The sequence below is a fragment of the Photorhabdus kayaii genome, assembly GCF_025384895.1.
Lineage (GTDB): Bacteria > Pseudomonadota > Gammaproteobacteria > Enterobacterales > Enterobacteriaceae > Photorhabdus > Photorhabdus kayaii.
In genome coordinates, this window is sequence record NZ_JAJAFZ010000084.1 from 1 (window position 1) to 15,002 (window position 15,002).

Here is a 15,002-nt window from a genome sequence, read left to right on the forward strand (position 1 = left end):
TCTACTAACATCTCTTAAAGTCTATATTTTCCAATAAAATCAAAGAATATAGGAAAAATAAGTATCTCAAAGGCTCTTGGCATCTCTTAAAATCAACAAGAATTTGTGTATAGTTTTGTGTATAGTTTTTCCTGTACAAATTTTCCTATACACATTGGTGAGATGATGAAGCTAACAGACATGGCTATCAAGAAAGCCAAACCAGAAGAAAAGCCTTACACGTTGTCTGATGGAAACGGGCTTTCACTATTAGTAGAACCGAACGGCTCTAAAGGGTGGCGGTTTCGCTATCGTTTTGATGATAAGCAGAAGATGATCTCTTTAGGTACTTACCCGGAGGTGCCTTTAACGGAAGCCAGAAGAAGAACAGCAGAATGCCGCTCAATGGTTGCTGGTGGCATTAATCCTTCTGAAGCCAGAAAGCGGCAAAAACGAGAAAATATCATCACGTCAGAAAATACTTTTGAGAAAATCACTCGCGAGTGGTACGAAAAACGTAAAGATAGATGGTCGGCAGGGTATCGCTCTGACATGATGAGCGCATTTGAAAATGATGTCTTTCCTTATATTGGAGACAGACCAATAGCAGATATAAAACCACTGGAGTTATTGGACGTTCTTTCAAGAATGGAAAAGCGTGGGGCAACTGAGAAGTTGAAGAAAGTCCGTCAGCGTTGTGGTGAGGTATGGAAATACGCCGTTATTACAGGTAGAGCTGAATATAATCCAGCCCCCGATCTTGCTAGTGCGTTTATCCCCCATAAAAGAGAGCATTATCCTCACTTAAAAATCGATGAACTCCCAGAATTTTTAAGGTCTATTGATAAGCATATGAGCAGCCAAGTAGTTAGGCATGCATTGAGAATTTTGATTCTTACAGGATTGCGCCCTGGTGAATTAAGAAATCTGGAATGGAGCGAAGTGGACTTAGAAAAGCGAATGGTAGAAATTTCTGCCGAAAGAATGAAAATGCGCAGGCCGCACTGTGTTCCTTTATCTGATCAGGTAGTGACTTTGTTTCAACAGTTGCACCCAATTAGTGGTGACTATCAACATGTATTCCCTAGCCGAACTGATTATAAAAAGCCAATTAGTGAAATGGCTATAAATGTTATGATGAAACGCATGGGGTATGGCGGCAGAGCTACGGGACATGGATTCCGTCACACCATGAGTACCATATTACATGAGCATAGCTTCCCATCTGAATGGATAGAATTGCAGCTTGCTCATGTTGATAAAAACAGCATCAGGGGCACGTATAACCATGCCCTTTATTTGGATGGACGCAATGAGATGCTTCAATGGTACGCTGATTTTATGAATTCCCTAGAATACGGGAAAGATATTATTAATAGTCGCTTTAAAAATGACTAATTACGCATTATCTTCAATTGAGCAGCGGGATTTATTAATACGCTGCTCAATCCATTCATTGATTTCGCACTCTATAAATGCAATTGATCGAGGACCAATTTTAACTGGTTTAGGGAATTCCCCTTTATCTATTAATTTATAAGTCCATGACTTGCTATAACCTGTTCTATTTAAAACCTCATTTAATCTAATTAGTTTATTTGACATAAACATCACTCCCTTTTCTAATATAACCATTCTCCAAAATTATCCTTGCCACTGTTGCCGGAGTTGTTTTATCACTCCAGACAAGATCATCAATTATGAAGTTCAGTTCAGCAGCAAGTACGGATTCTAAATCTTTAGGCCAATACTCACATGGAATATCGCTGTGATGAGAATCCTTGATGGCCTTAAGCGTCATCAATACCATCTCCTCCGATGTTCTGTCAGCTTTTCTGTAACCGGCGTTCCAGATTGCATCTGTAATGTCAGATGGATCGCCCCAAGCCGAGGCTATTACTTGGGTTAAGTGGAATGAATTATTGATCATGTTTTTTTCTCTGGTGACTAACGGTATCTATATCTTGTCCGCAAAAAGGGCAGTAATTTACCATAATGCCAGTGCCGACAAATTCACCGGAATGTAACTGAACGATATCAGTGCCCGGCTCTCCGGTTTTCATGATGAATCTCGTTGGTAAAAATAAGCCCTTGCTTCGTTTTATGGGTGAACCAAGTTCAAGGGATTTTGCTAGTGCGCTACAGGCGGATAATTTATTTCCGTTCTTTTGGCATTTATTCACTTTCCTGCTCCTTGTTACGTAATTTGCGACGTTTTTTGGTCTTCTTAACTGGTGTTAATTTCACTCCGGCCACTTGTGGCGCTGGTGGCAGAGGAGGGCAAACGCCCTCATGGATGTAAAAATTACGCTTCATACGATGGATGATCCGTTGTGTATAGTCCCTGCCGTCGTCGATATGGAATGCCGTTCTGACCAGTTCATCATCGGTATCTGCTATCTGGCCGTGCTCTTCTGTCACTGTTTGCTCTCCCTGAAAATGATTTTGTAGGCTCGCAGTACGTGAACTGTTTTGCCCGTGATAGTGGTTTTCCTTAATAGAAAGCCAGTAGACCAGGCGCGAACAGGTACCATTAACAGGGCGGCATCGACACAACGGTTATGCTTGCGGCGTTCAGTGATGAAACTGGTAACGACGATTTGTGCAATACTGCCCTTGTCCTGATATTTAATTTTCATAATTCCGGTTTCCTCATTTCCCGCGCTACTACTTCGAAAACATCCTCTGCACAGGGCATGACTATAAATACAGGATTGCCGTAATACTTATTCGTCAGCGGGCAGAACCGAAAGCGGCAAGCTGTCTTCATACCGGATGGCTCCATAATCACTGATCCTAACCCGTCAAACGTCCGAGAGGGACAGGACAGAAACATCCGGGAAGGATAGGACAGATACTCAAGGCGAAAGAACGGCATGACGTTTTGTTTCTCTGTTGGGATGATTTTGTCAAAATCAGGAAACCGACCATCCAGTATTTTCAGGTTGTTAAAGCCAAACAGGCGACCATCTTCATCGTAGTGAAATGCCTTGCTGCCTCCTTCTAAGTCTATTTTTGTATTTTCAGCGGCTTCTGGAATATCACCATCAAATCGAATAATTAGGTCAATATCAGTGTCAATGTTGTGCTCCATGCGAACGGCAACATGACCATTTGTTGCCTCAATATATTTGGGTGATATATGTACCCCTGTTAATTGAGGGTGCTTGTTCACCTTAGCCACACAAACCAATGCGGCTCGTAGTAAACTAGAGTCAATGATCATGACTTCACCTCCGGTGCGATGCTGATAATTTCAGCCTTGATAAGCATCTCATTGAGCCAATCGACACCTTCCTGCCCTTCATCAACACACTCAAGAACACCGACGTGAAATACCGCCATCTCATCATCTTCTTCGGTGTCATCATTGAAGAATGGTGTGGTAGGTAAGGAGTTATAAAGGCTCTCGACTGCCTGGCTAATAACATCCAGTCCGCGAATATTGGCAGTAACGATCACGTCAACAACCTGACGATATTCCCATAGTGCAAACGTCAGCCTGACCACATGCTTGGCACTTCTCATGCACAGGGTTAAATTGGGGTCGTAATTCATTACCGGGATATAAGTTATTTTTTCCATTTCAATTGACTCACTGTGTCAGGGTGTTTGGGGTTTCTTCTTTGGTCGCATGAACCAAAGCTGCTTGCAGTAAATTGGTGTCAATAATCATGTGAGTCTCCTGTCAATGAAAGACGGGCATGGTGTTAAACTCACCAGCCTCTACCGCTTTGATTAAGTCATCGTGCAAGAGAGAAAACCCTTCGCGCCCTTTCTCAGATAGCCGATTGCCAATCTCTGGCTGCATATTGATAAAATCCAGGTACATTCTGACCGCCATATCCGTCCCGTCCTTACTACCGGCCTTTTCAAAGGCGATCCCCTCAACATGGGTTGCTAACATCATGCGCTCTGCTAATGGGTATATCGTGATTGCCGTTGTACCATTATCGTAGAGAGCTGCGGTATCAGTGCCTCCCATGTCGTTATCGACTTCAAGGGTGCCGTTTCTGTCTATTTGCTCTTGCACAAACGAGGCTGACGCAATCCACCGCCAAAACATCAACCGTTGTTCACTGGTTGGCACATAGAAGCCTGTTTTCCAGCCATGAAAAATAGCCGCTATCAATTCAAAGCCCAGTAATAAATCATTGTCATACTGACCCGCGTCCAGTGATACTACCGCCTCCGCATAACTCATGACTTTGCTGTTCGCTGCCTCAGTGATGACAAAGACGCCATACTTGCCGTAATCAAATGCTGGCTTAGTGTGATGTTTGCTCATTACTTACCCTCCCACCCGATAACCTGAAATAAGCCCATTTTGGTGTGATACCATTTGGATTTGCGTTGTTCAGCTTCGCTCATCATCAGACGGAACGCGCTCATAAAGTCCTCTTTAAATATGATTTTCATCGGACGAGGCTGGCCGTCTGGTGTCATGATGGTGATGCTGTCCGTTGGTACGTTGTACTGTTCGGCCAATGTACGGCACTTGGCATTGGTTAATCCTGATTCAGTCGCAGCCAGAGAGAACCCGATCCAACCCACGGGAATAACTCCCTGCTTGATTTGCTCAATGGTTTCAGAAACCTCTTCAACTTTTTCTTCAACCTGATTAAGGCGGCGCTCCTGTTCTACTTGAGCTAAGGCGTAGGCAAGGTTAAGTTCAGCCTGGGATTTTGGTTTTGTGGCGCCAGACTCCAGAGCAAACCAACGGTCAATGATGGCGGCGCGACGCCTGACATCATATCCGGTGATCAGGATTTCGGTATTCCGGCGATCAAGGAGAATTTCACTGATAAAACCCCTCTCATCAACAGCAACAGTAATCCCGGTAGTAAACATAACTTGTTGATTTCTATGATTCCTCAAAAATGAGGAATCGAATTCAACGCTATAGACGGCTTTCAGAACTTCCCGGATGTCACGAATAACGTTATCGTGGCGCTTATCTGTCAATTCCGCAATTTCACGACTGCCCATCATGGCCGCTTGGTTGCTGATGGTAATGATATTAGTCATTTTCATACCTCTTTTTCTTTGTTCATATGGGCCTTGAGGGCAGCAGCAAGCTTTTTGGCTGCCCATTCTTTCTTGCGGTGCTGACTGGCGCGGGCTTTTAGTTCTTCATGACGCTTATGTAAGGTATGGCGACTTGAATTCAGTTCAGCACGATATTCAGCCCATTCACGGTTAACTTTGTGCTTGGCATGTTCAGCGACTTTATTCCAGAAAGCCGCCGCAATTTCGTATTTTTCTTCACGCTCACTTTGAATAGCTCTTTGTGAGAAATTAAAATGGGTAATATTCATTTCGTTGGTCCTTTTACTGAAAGGTATATTCTGGTAAAAATCCGCCGTGTTTAGCTCTTTCTGCAATTAATTTAATAAGAGCGCACATAAAGTCATTTCCCTCACCTGTTAATTTATCGCCGTGTTTTGATAGATAACTGCCATAGCTATCTAAAATATATTTATCAGCTTCATCTCGCCTGTATTCGTTATAAGCGGGCACTTCGAAAAACACATGCAAAGCTTTTCTTAATATCTCATCTGATAGTTCAACAGTACACATAGAGCCATCGTGAAGACTAACAGCAATACAATGACTATTGGTCTTCTCTGTCATTGCATCAAGTTTTGCCGCTATTAAGCGATTTCTGTAACGTTCAATTAATGTTTGATTACTCATAGATACCCCTTTGCTTAGGCTGAGACAATCCCCAGCCATTAGGCTGTAATTAAAGTCCAATCAGTTATTGAGTTAATCAGAGTTTATATTTAAAACTTACCCCCCCAGTTAATTTAATTGATAAGCAGTAACCTTGCTGGTTAATTAAATTACAGCCCAGCACCGCGCGTTATTTCTATTTCTCCACGCGAGAGAAACATACATTTTGCGCATTTCAGAACCGCGCCGATAGATTTTAGCTTCTGATAAATAGCGAGATTGTTCAGCTTTACACTCAGTTGCAAATTTAATTTTTGAGTTCATTGTTTAACCCTCTGTGTAATTAAGTACGTTTAACTTCCACGACCTCAGCATCAACTGTTTCAATAATGGTTTTGCTATCTGGCATACAAACCCGGCGCATCCCCTTCGCAGCTTTTTCAGCTCCCCGATATGTTTTATATCTGTTGCGGAAGGTTTCTTTTGTCACCCGCCCCGTACGATAGTTTTTGGTTGTGATGATTATCTTAAACATGGTTAATCTCATTAGTTATTTGGTGGCATTAATGAACTCTTTTTTTAATCGCTCATATTCAAAGGAAGCGCTAATATATTTTATGCGCAGTGCGTCTATTTCTTTTCGACGCTTAAGTAGCAATCTTATTCGCCGTATCGCTCTGTTATGACACTCGATATATTCAGGCAGCAATTCCCCTGCTGTCCAGTTCACTACATTGTTTTCGCCAATGACTGGCTGGGCTGGGTAGTTAGTATCTCGTCCGGCCCGGCTAAATACTTTCTGCGTCATAATATGCGCTAGCTTGTTAATGGCACTACTACGACTTTGGCGCTTGTAAGAACGTCCATGACGACTAACAACATAGGCGGGTAATGTATGTACGCTGAATGCATCATCAATACCGCTACCACTAATAATCCCATCAGCATAAAAACGGGAATAATCAATTTTTTTTGGTTTCACAATTTAAGCTCCTTCCAATATTCTTATTTCTTGCGCAAGATCGCTTGCCAGGCTAGAAGCAAGATTTGTTAATGTTACTGTGTCTGTATCGGCTTCATCGGTAACGGCTTTACCGACAGGTATCATTAATGCCTCAAGATGCTCAGATTTATCTAATAAATCTTTAAATTTTAATTTACTGATATTAATTTCATTATTTTCTATTTCAGGTTTCTTTTGGTTTTCAATATTTACTGCCTGACCGTCCAGTTTATCCAGCTTTTTTTTCACTTCGAAAACTAAACCCTGTAGTACACCGATGAAATAAGATTCATCACAGTCTTTTCTAAATGATTCTTGCCATATACAGAGAAGCGCATCTATCTGCATGACCTTTAAAACCATATCGGAAATATTATCAGCTAAATCACTCATCATTTTCCCCTTGATGCTTGACTTGCAATTGTCTGGATAATACTTAGAAGCTCAAACCCGATTTCACTCAGTTCATCATCAGCAAATAAATAACCCGCCGCTGATGCTAAAACTTCTATTTTTCCGAGTGCATCATCTGCCGCTAAATTAATGTAAGAAAGATTGCGCAGCTTATTTACAGAATTGCTGTTCATTCTTCGCCTCCGCTATTTAGAGCCGCTTCAAGGGAACGATAAACCTCCGAATTAATATCACAAGCAAGTGCAATTAGATCGGTCAGGGTGCTTGAGCATTCTTCTTTGGCTGCTGTATCTATAATGACTTCATAGAGTGAACAGGCTAAACCTGAGCGGTATTTTGCATTGTCTAAAGTAACTGGTTTACTCATGATTTACCTCCATGTTAGAGCGTCTTATTGCTGCGAAAATAAAAGTCTTTTTGTTGCCATTCGCTGTTAACATAATAAGCACCTTGATGTTTATTAATTATTCTGACTCTGGCTGCTTTTGCCAATCAGCTCCAGAGTCTCCTTCTCTGCATCTGTATGTTTGCTTGTTATTAATGATCCAAAATTATTGGCTTTAGTTGCTAAGTCCTCCCTGCTAACTCTGTGTTTGTGACTTTATCTTAAAGATAAATTATAGTAAATAGCAAATTGATAAATAAATTTATCTTTTTTCTTATTTTAGTGATAAATTAATGATAAATATGATTAATTTTCGTATAAAAAAACCAGCACTAAGGCTGGTTTGTGGTCGATTTATTTGTATTTCATCCAAGTCGGGTATAGTCTGCTTTCCATTTACCTACGACAAAACCCTGAATATGTAACAAGTCCTTATCTGATGAATCAATTTCCCATCTATCATACGTTTTGTTGTCACTAATGACTATAAGCTTGTCTTTAAGTAATTGTAATCTCTTTATATGTAATGCATCACAATAGGTGAAAGCATAAATTCCATCACTGACAAACCTGTTAACTGTTATATCAATAACAACAAGTTCACCGGGGTTTACGGTTCCCAGCATGCTGTCTCCCACAGCAGTTGTTATTTTTAATGCCGATGGCTTTCTTGTGCCAAACATTCCTTTGGCATATTCCGGATCTATCTCTATTGAGCGAATTACATCGGGATAATCATTGTTCAACCTACCACCCCCGCAACTGAGTTCCACATTGAGTTGTTCAATCCTGTATGACTGATCAGTATCTTCATGTGAAAGATTTTGCAAGTGATAGTTTCTTTGTTTATTATCATTGTGATTATTATCACGGTTATAATCTATTTCATTTGCATGCTGAGGAACATCAAGCCAGCCAACCGGTAAACCAAGGTTGGCTTCTACGCGCCTAGCGATAATATCCCCTATATTTCTTACTGCATTTCCACTCGTGAGCTGGCTAAGTTGGCTGGCTGGTATTCCGATCAACTCTGCAAAGTATGCCTTCGTTATTCCTTGACGTATGCGAGTTTCCATCAAGGTGCGCAAGTTCATGCGTCTTATATCTTTAGTTTCCATATCACAATAATCACATTAATTAGCAATTTGATAAATATGCATGATGATAAAAAATCTTGCAAATAATTTATCAAAAAGATAAAGTTTTGGGTGTGTTGATTTACAAGGTGAAGACATGAAAAACGATTTACATCGCTGGAGAAAAGAAGCCTGTAGGCAGGACTGGATAAAGCTTGCTCAAATTGTTGGCACAAGCGTTGGATATTTAGATCAAATTGCATACAGCTATCGTCGCGCATCCCCGAAGATGGCAATCCGTATTGAGGAGGGCACTAAATTCTTTAGTGAAATTTCTCCTATAGAAAAAGAAAGTTTGGTTTTTGCTATCCCTCAGAAAAATCATGTTTCCTAACTCTCACGTTCAAGTATCAATGCCGCAGCATTTTTACCCTGATGACGGCAAATGGATACAGGAGATGTTACTGAGCCTTGATCCGGCTACACGGGCAAAAATCACTTTCAGGTATGCCGAGGTTTATCAAGCGGCTTGGGATGAAGAACCGATTTCGTACCGGAAAGATAACACAGCGAGGCGGGCGGCTAATATCCGGCTTAGAGAGTTCGTTAGGAAGTATGCAAGGGCGAGTCAGGGTTATACCGAGAAGCCGCTTAAGGCACCGGAAGCACTGCCAGAGAACCAGCCCCAATCGGAGGTGGCAGGATGATCGCAGTGGTATCAGGCAGTACGGGAATGGCTGTGTCTTCTGGCTGTGGTAGCAGTGGTGAGGGGATCACTAAGGCTAAACATGAGAAAAATAGCCAAATGAGAATGATTATCAAAGTGGGTAAAAAACCCAAAAAAAGTGGCAGACACGGAAAAGTATTAAATAAGTACCCCCTTATTTTTTTTTGGACAAATGAGAATGATTATCAAAGTGGGTAAAAAACCCAAAAAAAGTGGCAGACACGGAAAAGTATTAAATAAGTACCCCCTTATTTTTTTTTGGACAAATGAGAATGATTATCAAAAACGAAAAAGCAGAAAAGATCATCAAAAAACATCGTGCTCTCGTAAGCTGGAAGCCTGCACGAGCCGTTGCTGAATTAGTCGCTGCGGGCATGTCAGAGGCTGAGGCTGTCGCTATGGTCAAGGCGAACACGCCTGAACGCCAAAAACATAAATCTCACAAGCCTCATAAGCCCCACAACAGTCACGCAAAGCCGGTGGATCTGGAAGCGCTGAGCACTCACTACCTTGTGGTGGGTGATTATGACCTGCTGAGCCTCAAGCATCAGGACGCATTGATTGCCGCCATCCGAAACGGAAAAGGCAAGAGTTCATGGCATGACGAGCCAATGGCGGTAACGCTGTTCGGGTTAGTTAAAGCCTATCCGCTCATCACGACAGCCGAAGTGAATAAATTCCTCAGCCGTGGCGCATTCATCGACAGCATTCCATTGTTTATTGGCGGGGAAATGATCGAAGGTGAAGCCATGCCGTCAGCGAACAACGATAGCGTGAAGGGCGTTTTTCGTGCCGTTAAACAACTGAAAAAAATCACTGACCACCTGGTGGATACCGGAGAATTAACCTTCAAAAAATACCTTGACCGTATACCGACTGATGAAGATGTCAAACACGCGGTGGGTATCGTTGCGCCTGTAATCATCAATCCCTATTTCCACAAAATTGACTATGAGCGCCAGTACAACGATATGCCTGCGCGTGAACATGATGAGGACAGTAAGCGGATTATCAATGCGTGGAAAAACAAACTGAAAATCAAAGGAGGCAAGAAGCCGGTGGAAACTTTGGCGAGCCATGCACCGGTTCTTGCAAAGGAGACGAAATAATGAACATCCCATCTCAAAGAGATTATGTCACTAATACCGACTTATTCGCAACCTTATGCGGCACTCAGCAACTGGTTGATATTGCTATCACGTTGATTAGGGAAGGTCGAAATCTTGAGGCCGAAAGCCTGTTACGAAGGGTGAACACAGCTTCTTCGTCAGCTATCGAACATCACAAGACGGCATTATTGCGTAAATAAGGGGTATTCATGCTGACGATAACCCCCAATACAACCCAGAGCCGCGCCTTGTCTATGCTGCGTCAGGACTGGAAACAACACAGTACTTTCATGGTATATGCGCCTACCGGGAGTGGCAAAACCGGCTTATCGGCATTCATCACAGCCGGATTTGTTTCTCGCGGGATGCGGGTGATGTTCGTCGCGCCTTACCTAACCTTGGTTCGTCAGACTGCCACCCGGTTCATTCAGTACGGACTGCCAGAGGAGGAAATTGGCTACGTGTGGCGGGATTACCAGCCTCACGACCCAAACCGGCTGATTCAAATTGCCTCGGCTGACACGTTAATCCGTCGCGACTTCCCGGACAACATCGATCTGCTGATCATTGATGAAGCCCATTTACGCCGTAAAAAGTTGCTTGAAGTGATTCAGTATCTGGCAGAGAACACCGATGTGAAAGTTATCGGCCTGTCAGGAACGCCGTTTTCCCCCTTTCTGGGAAACTACTATCAACAGCTCTTGAAGCCAACCACGATGAAGGAGCTTATCGCTAAAGGTGAACTCAGTACCTATGAATTTTATGCGCCCACCAAGCCGGACCTGAAGGGTGTAAAAGTTACCTCCAGTGATGACTTTGGACAGGATTACAAAGAGGACCAGCTAGCCGAGATTATGGGTGATTCAACGCTGGTAGGCGATATCGTCAAAAACTGGCTGGTGAACGGTAATGATGAGCCGACAATCTGCTTTTGCGTCAACGTGGCCCATGCCAATTTTATCACGGTTGAATTTAACAAAGCCGGTGTCAATGCCGAGGTCATCATTGCTGAGACGCTCCCGGAAGAAAGGCAGATCATCATCCATCGCTTTGAGCAGGGTGTGACAAGAATATTAGTTAATGTGGGCTGTCTTTTGGCTGGGTTCGATAGCGATGTTCGCTGCATCATTTATGCCCGGCCTACAAAGTCAGAAATCCGCTGGGTCCAATGTCTTGGTCGCGGATTGCGTACCGCCCCCGGAAAAAAAACCTGCATGATATTTGATCATAGTGGTTCAGTTCATCTACTCGGTTACCCCGACGATATCGAGTATGACGCATTACCTTCAAAAAACGACGGTATGAAAGAGGCTTCCCGCAGTACTGACAGTGACAAAGCCGAAAAGCTGCCGAAAGAGTGTCCATCGTGTCACTTCATGAAACCCCCGGCTGTCTACGCCTGCCCGAAATGTGGGTTTAAACCCTTAAGCGGTGAAGATGTGGAAGTGGATCGCTCTCGCGGACTGAAAAAGCTCAACGGCAAGGACCGCACTTACAGTAAGAAAGAAAAACAAAGCTGGTGGTCCCAAATCAAGTATTACCAGCGTCAGCGGGCCAATCAGGGCAAACCCATTTCTGATGGTTGGTGTGCCCATACCTTCAGAAGCAAATTTGGTGAGTTCCCTAATGGCTTAAATGACCACACGGTCGAGATCACCCCGGAAGTCAATAATTTCATCAAATGGAAACTGATTTCATGGATAAAAAGCCAGGAGAAAAAACCACTCAGTTCAGCCACGCAGGGAGGTAGCGCATGAAAACAACAGATGCAGTAATTGGACAATGGTCGAAAGTCTTTGAATATTACGGACTGCCTCCTATTACCGGAAAGAGACACTACAAAGGCAAATGTCCAATATGTAGTCAGAAGGGAAAATACCGCTGTGACGATAAAGATGGTCGGGGAACCTTTATTTGCGTCTGTAATATTGGTGATGGTTGGAAATTACTTGCGCTGACTCAGAAGAAGGATTTTAAAACACAAGCGAAGGAAGTTGATGAAATCATTGGCAATACGTATGAACATCAGCCCGAAAGCGTTCAATCTTCTGTCAATAAAGATGACCGGTCATTATTTCGTGACAAGGTGATTAGGAAGTATGCCACGTTGGTGAATCTGCGTGGAACGTCAGCCGAAAGCTATTTACGCAACCGGGGGATTAACTGTTTACCCGTCGAGCAAATCAGGTACTGCAATCATCAGCCCGTGGGAACGAAAGCTTTTCAGGCTATGTATTCTCTGGCGACGGATGATAAAGGGGCGCTTTGTTATCTTCACAGGACGTTATTAGAGGGTGACAAAAAAGCCAATACACCGACAGCTAAAAAAATGCTGTCACTCCAAAACGACAGTTATTTAGAACATGCGGGATCTGTTGCCATTCGCATGCTCCCGGTCTCGTCAACGTTGGGAATAGCTGAGGGGATAGAGACAGCACTCTCATGCAAACAAATTTATGGCTGTAACACTTGGTCGGTGATGAATGCCGCATTAATGAAGCGTTTCAGAGTGCCAGCGGGAGTTAAACACTTAATTATTTTCGCTGATATGGACCTACATTCAGCAACCGGCCACGCCGCGGCTTTTGAGTGCGCCAGGGGCAACCTCGTCGCTAAAAATGATTTAGAAACGGTCAGTATTCGTTGGCCTGATAACGGTGATTTCAATGACGTACTTGTTAACGGTGATGAAGTGCGTGAACTGTCTTTTAAGAAGTGGGTGGAATAATGAAACTCGAATCAGCATTAAAACATTTCAGCCCAAAAGGACTGGTAATCAACAGTTCTCCCAAATGCACATCAACGGACCGGATTACGGGTACGGATGTGATGGCGGCATTAGGGATGGCTGAATCTAAAGCCACTTTTGGGATGGCGGCGTTCCTGGGTAAACATGGTGTCAGCAATGAAGATACCATACGAACCGTTGAGCAGCTAACTTTGTATGCCAGACGTCAGGTCCCCAAACTCATTACCAAAGCCAGTGGAAACCGGCTGGGAAAATGTCTGGTGATATTGGCAAAAATGGCCTTTGAGGAATATTCCCGGTCAGCGGCAACTACTACTTCATGTGCTCACTGCAATGGGCGCGGGTTAATATCAGTTCAGCGTGAGGTGATTAAGTACGCAGGGTATAAGGATGTGATAGAGCAACGGGTAGAAACTGAGCGGGTAGATGAGCTTTGTTCTCCTTGTAACGGCAAAGGGATTGTATCCAGTCGTTGCCGTTGTAACGGTACCGGGAAAGTTGTTGACCGTGAAGCAACGAAAGCAACGAAAGCCACGGGGGCGCCAGTGATTAAAATCTGTGAGCGTTGTTCTGGTCGTGGTTATAGTCGGGTACCGTCATCAGTGGCATATGCAGCAATTAAGGCTCTCCTGCCAGAGCTGACACAATCAAGTTGGTCACGTAACTGGAAGCCATTCTATGAAAAGCTGGTGGCGAAATGTGATATCGAGGAAAGCAGAGCAGAATCTGAATTTAGCAAAGTAACGCGATAAAAAAGAGAGGGCTTGCGTTTTGCATAAACTTGGCGTAATCTCCCCAAATAGTGGGAAATTGTAGCTATGCTCACTAACGAACATTCAGGCCCGCCGATGAGCGGGTTTTTCTATTTCTACCAGTAGCAAACTCAAGGTTTACAGCCAAAGTAAACGACCCCTGAGCGGGGCCGTTGGGTTATGGAATTAGTTGTTCTGGGGTACAGTTGTATAGTGCAGCCAGTTTTTCTCGTGTGCGCTTCTGTGGTCGATCTGACGCCTCCCACTGAGACACGGTTGATTGAGCCGTGTTGAGTTTTTCAGCTACCTCATGCTGAGACAGCCCACGATAGATGCGCCAGGCTGCCAGAATAGAAACATCCTGATCAACCATAATAGACACGACGCCGTTAGGCACGGTCACATCATCATATTTTGACGGAGTGTATGGCACATCTTCCCAATCTTCCTTTGTGCTGAGAAGTTTTTCGTATTCAGCTACTGGCAGGACAACATATTGAGGTTTTCCTGCTTCATCATTTATGTATTGCATTTTCATATATTCATCCGTGTAGCCAAGAGTCGCGGTGAATTTAATAATGAGGAAATGGCGGGTTGCCCCGCCTAGTACGTTGTCGATGTTCTCCGTTTGACTGCCATTATCGAGCAGATAACCGGCTCGCCGTCAGTGATTTCGAAGATTATCCTGTATTCACCAACCCGTAGTCTGTATTGGTTATCAAGGTCATGAAGCTTCTTGATGTCCAACATCACTGCGGGGAAAGTTTCAAGTTGGTTAACCTTCTCATTGATAGCTTTCCGGTATCTGGTATCGATTGAAAGCAACTGTTTTCGTGCTTTCCTCGTCCATTGAACCGTAACCATCGTTTCCTCATTTGTTAAAGAGCCTATCCGCTTGGGATGATTAGATAATACGATTTTAATCGTATTATGTCAACAAAATGCGATTAAAATACGATATTGTTTTCAGGCTGCGCATGGCGTGGCCTTTTTCTTTTCACGCCCGTTTAACGGGGTATCAATCCCCAACGGGGGTGGAAATATGAAGATGAAAAATAATCCTGATTTATGGGCTGAATTAATAGACGGCTTAAAACATTCGTGGCCGCAAGTATCTGGCACGGCAGCCGCA

27 protein-coding genes are annotated in these 15,002 nt (G+C 43.5%); 9 read left to right on the forward strand and 18 right to left on the reverse strand.

All coding sequences use genetic code 11. The features are described 5' to 3' along the window. The first annotated feature begins 165 nt into the window (after positions 1-165). The gene (locus tag LGZ98_RS20905) at positions 166-1,377 is read left to right on the forward strand and encodes a tyrosine-type recombinase/integrase (protein ID WP_262978520.1); all 1,212 of its coding nucleotides are present in this window, start codon (positions 166-168) and stop codon (positions 1,375-1,377) included. Here the strand turns inward: LGZ98_RS20905 and LGZ98_RS20910 are convergent, their stop codons facing one another. From LGZ98_RS20910 to LGZ98_RS20990, 16 genes are all read right to left on the reverse strand, one after another. Next, positions 1,378-1,584: a helix-turn-helix transcriptional regulator gene (locus LGZ98_RS20910; protein ID WP_262978521.1), complete on the reverse strand. Its 207-nt coding sequence runs from the start codon at positions 1,582-1,584 to the stop codon at positions 1,378-1,380. After that, positions 1,574-1,909: a hypothetical protein gene (locus LGZ98_RS20915; RefSeq protein ID WP_262978522.1), complete on the reverse strand. Its 336-nt coding sequence runs from the start codon at positions 1,907-1,909 to the stop codon at positions 1,574-1,576. The genes LGZ98_RS20910 and LGZ98_RS20915 overlap by 11 nt, the downstream gene beginning before the upstream one ends. Beyond that, positions 1,899-2,162: a hypothetical protein gene (locus tag LGZ98_RS20920; protein WP_262978523.1), complete on the reverse strand. Its 264-nt coding sequence runs from the start codon at positions 2,160-2,162 to the stop codon at positions 1,899-1,901. The genes LGZ98_RS20915 and LGZ98_RS20920 overlap by 11 nt, the downstream gene beginning before the upstream one ends. Further along, positions 2,155-2,535: a hypothetical protein gene (locus tag LGZ98_RS24360; protein WP_390904715.1), complete on the reverse strand. Its 381-nt coding sequence runs from the start codon at positions 2,533-2,535 to the stop codon at positions 2,155-2,157. The genes LGZ98_RS20920 and LGZ98_RS24360 overlap by 8 nt, the downstream gene beginning before the upstream one ends. A 79-nt stretch (positions 2,536-2,614) precedes the next feature. Next, a complete protein-coding gene (locus tag LGZ98_RS20935; RefSeq protein WP_262978525.1) occupies positions 2,615-3,205 on the reverse strand; it encodes a beta clamp domain-containing protein in 591 nt (196 codons plus the stop codon). Further along, positions 3,202-3,564 (reverse strand): DUF5406 family protein, encoded by a 363-nt coding sequence (locus tag LGZ98_RS20940; RefSeq protein WP_262978526.1) that lies wholly within the window; start codon positions 3,562-3,564, stop codon positions 3,202-3,204. Before LGZ98_RS20940 ends, LGZ98_RS20935 begins: the two co-directional genes overlap by 4 nt. 103 nt (positions 3,565-3,667) lie before the next feature. After that, positions 3,668-4,267 carry a hypothetical protein gene (locus tag LGZ98_RS20945; RefSeq protein WP_262978527.1) on the reverse strand — a complete coding sequence of 200 codons (600 nt, stop codon included), beginning with the start codon at positions 4,265-4,267 and terminating at the stop codon, positions 3,668-3,670. Then, positions 4,267-5,007, reverse strand: a complete 741-nt coding sequence (locus tag LGZ98_RS20950; RefSeq protein WP_262978528.1) for a Rha family transcriptional regulator — start codon at positions 5,005-5,007, stop codon at positions 4,267-4,269. The genes LGZ98_RS20945 and LGZ98_RS20950 overlap by 1 nt, the downstream gene beginning before the upstream one ends. Positions 5,008-5,009: 2 nt before the next feature. Beyond that, the gene (locus LGZ98_RS20955; protein ID WP_262978529.1) at positions 5,010-5,297 is read right to left on the reverse strand and encodes an ANR family transcriptional regulator; all 288 of its coding nucleotides are present in this window, start codon (positions 5,295-5,297) and stop codon (positions 5,010-5,012) included. A 13-nt stretch (positions 5,298-5,310) separates the two neighbouring features. Next, a complete protein-coding gene (locus tag LGZ98_RS20960) occupies positions 5,311-5,676 on the reverse strand; it encodes a hypothetical protein (protein WP_262978530.1) in 366 nt (121 codons plus the stop codon). 322 nt (positions 5,677-5,998) lie between these two features. Continuing rightward, entirely contained in the window at positions 5,999-6,190 is a 192-nt protein-coding gene (locus LGZ98_RS20965) for a hypothetical protein (RefSeq protein ID WP_162107626.1), read from the reverse strand. A gap of 15 nt (positions 6,191-6,205) precedes the next feature. Beyond that, on the reverse strand, positions 6,206-6,637 hold the full coding sequence (locus LGZ98_RS20970) for a hypothetical protein (RefSeq protein ID WP_113044188.1): 432 nt from the start codon (positions 6,635-6,637) through the stop codon (positions 6,206-6,208). A gap of 3 nt (positions 6,638-6,640) precedes the next feature. Continuing rightward, positions 6,641-7,051: a hypothetical protein gene (locus LGZ98_RS20975; protein ID WP_113044189.1), complete on the reverse strand. Its 411-nt coding sequence runs from the start codon at positions 7,049-7,051 to the stop codon at positions 6,641-6,643. Beyond that, complete coding sequence (locus LGZ98_RS20980) at positions 7,051-7,245, reverse strand: hypothetical protein (protein ID WP_262978531.1); 195 nt, start codon at positions 7,243-7,245, stop codon at positions 7,051-7,053. Before LGZ98_RS20980 ends, LGZ98_RS20975 begins: the two co-directional genes overlap by 1 nt. Then, positions 7,242-7,439: a hypothetical protein gene (locus LGZ98_RS20985; RefSeq protein WP_113044191.1), complete on the reverse strand. Its 198-nt coding sequence runs from the start codon at positions 7,437-7,439 to the stop codon at positions 7,242-7,244. The genes LGZ98_RS20980 and LGZ98_RS20985 overlap by 4 nt, the downstream gene beginning before the upstream one ends. A gap of 383 nt (positions 7,440-7,822) precedes the next feature. Next, positions 7,823-8,575, reverse strand: a complete 753-nt coding sequence (locus LGZ98_RS20990; RefSeq protein WP_113044192.1) for a LexA family transcriptional regulator — start codon at positions 8,573-8,575, stop codon at positions 7,823-7,825. Positions 8,576-8,690: 115 nt separating this feature from the next. Here LGZ98_RS20990 and LGZ98_RS20995 point away from each other — a divergent pair, with 115 nt between their 5' ends. The 8 genes from LGZ98_RS20995 to LGZ98_RS21030 all read left to right on the forward strand — a co-directional run bounded on the left by LGZ98_RS20995 (position 8,691) and on the right by LGZ98_RS21030 (position 13,870). Further along, a complete protein-coding gene (locus tag LGZ98_RS20995; RefSeq protein WP_113044193.1) occupies positions 8,691-8,927 on the forward strand; it encodes a transcriptional regulator in 237 nt (78 codons plus the stop codon). Continuing rightward, positions 8,917-9,240 carry a hypothetical protein gene (locus tag LGZ98_RS21000; protein WP_262978532.1) on the forward strand — a complete coding sequence of 108 codons (324 nt, stop codon included), beginning with the start codon at positions 8,917-8,919 and terminating at the stop codon, positions 9,238-9,240. The genes LGZ98_RS20995 and LGZ98_RS21000 overlap by 11 nt, the downstream gene beginning before the upstream one ends. A 5-nt stretch (positions 9,241-9,245) precedes the next feature. Then, entirely contained in the window at positions 9,246-9,458 is a 213-nt protein-coding gene (locus LGZ98_RS21005; protein ID WP_262978533.1) for a hypothetical protein, read from the forward strand. Between the two features lie 74 nt (positions 9,459-9,532). Then, positions 9,533-10,369: a hypothetical protein gene (locus LGZ98_RS21010; protein WP_262978534.1), complete on the forward strand. Its 837-nt coding sequence runs from the start codon at positions 9,533-9,535 to the stop codon at positions 10,367-10,369. Continuing rightward, positions 10,369-10,569 (forward strand): hypothetical protein, encoded by a 201-nt coding sequence (locus tag LGZ98_RS21015; protein WP_113044195.1) that lies wholly within the window; start codon positions 10,369-10,371, stop codon positions 10,567-10,569. Before LGZ98_RS21010 ends, LGZ98_RS21015 begins: the two co-directional genes overlap by 1 nt. A 9-nt stretch (positions 10,570-10,578) precedes the next feature. Beyond that, on the forward strand, positions 10,579-12,126 hold the full coding sequence (locus LGZ98_RS21020; protein WP_262978535.1) for a DEAD/DEAH box helicase: 1,548 nt from the start codon (positions 10,579-10,581) through the stop codon (positions 12,124-12,126). Next, on the forward strand, positions 12,123-13,097 hold the full coding sequence (locus LGZ98_RS21025) for a DUF7146 domain-containing protein (RefSeq protein ID WP_262978536.1): 975 nt from the start codon (positions 12,123-12,125) through the stop codon (positions 13,095-13,097). The genes LGZ98_RS21020 and LGZ98_RS21025 overlap by 4 nt, the downstream gene beginning before the upstream one ends. Further along, positions 13,097-13,870 carry an antitermination protein gene (locus LGZ98_RS21030; protein ID WP_262978537.1) on the forward strand — a complete coding sequence of 258 codons (774 nt, stop codon included), beginning with the start codon at positions 13,097-13,099 and terminating at the stop codon, positions 13,868-13,870. Before LGZ98_RS21025 ends, LGZ98_RS21030 begins: the two co-directional genes overlap by 1 nt. A 178-nt stretch (positions 13,871-14,048) precedes the next feature. Here the strand turns inward: LGZ98_RS21030 and LGZ98_RS21035 are convergent, their stop codons facing one another. Both LGZ98_RS21035 and LGZ98_RS21040 read right to left on the reverse strand, forming a co-directional pair. Beyond that, complete coding sequence (locus LGZ98_RS21035; protein WP_046396441.1) at positions 14,049-14,408, reverse strand: helix-turn-helix domain-containing protein; 360 nt, start codon at positions 14,406-14,408, stop codon at positions 14,049-14,051. A gap of 65 nt (positions 14,409-14,473) precedes the next feature. After that, complete coding sequence (locus tag LGZ98_RS21040; protein ID WP_105396299.1) at positions 14,474-14,734, reverse strand: type II toxin-antitoxin system RelE family toxin; 261 nt, start codon at positions 14,732-14,734, stop codon at positions 14,474-14,476. Between the last annotated feature and the right edge of the window lie 268 nt (positions 14,735-15,002).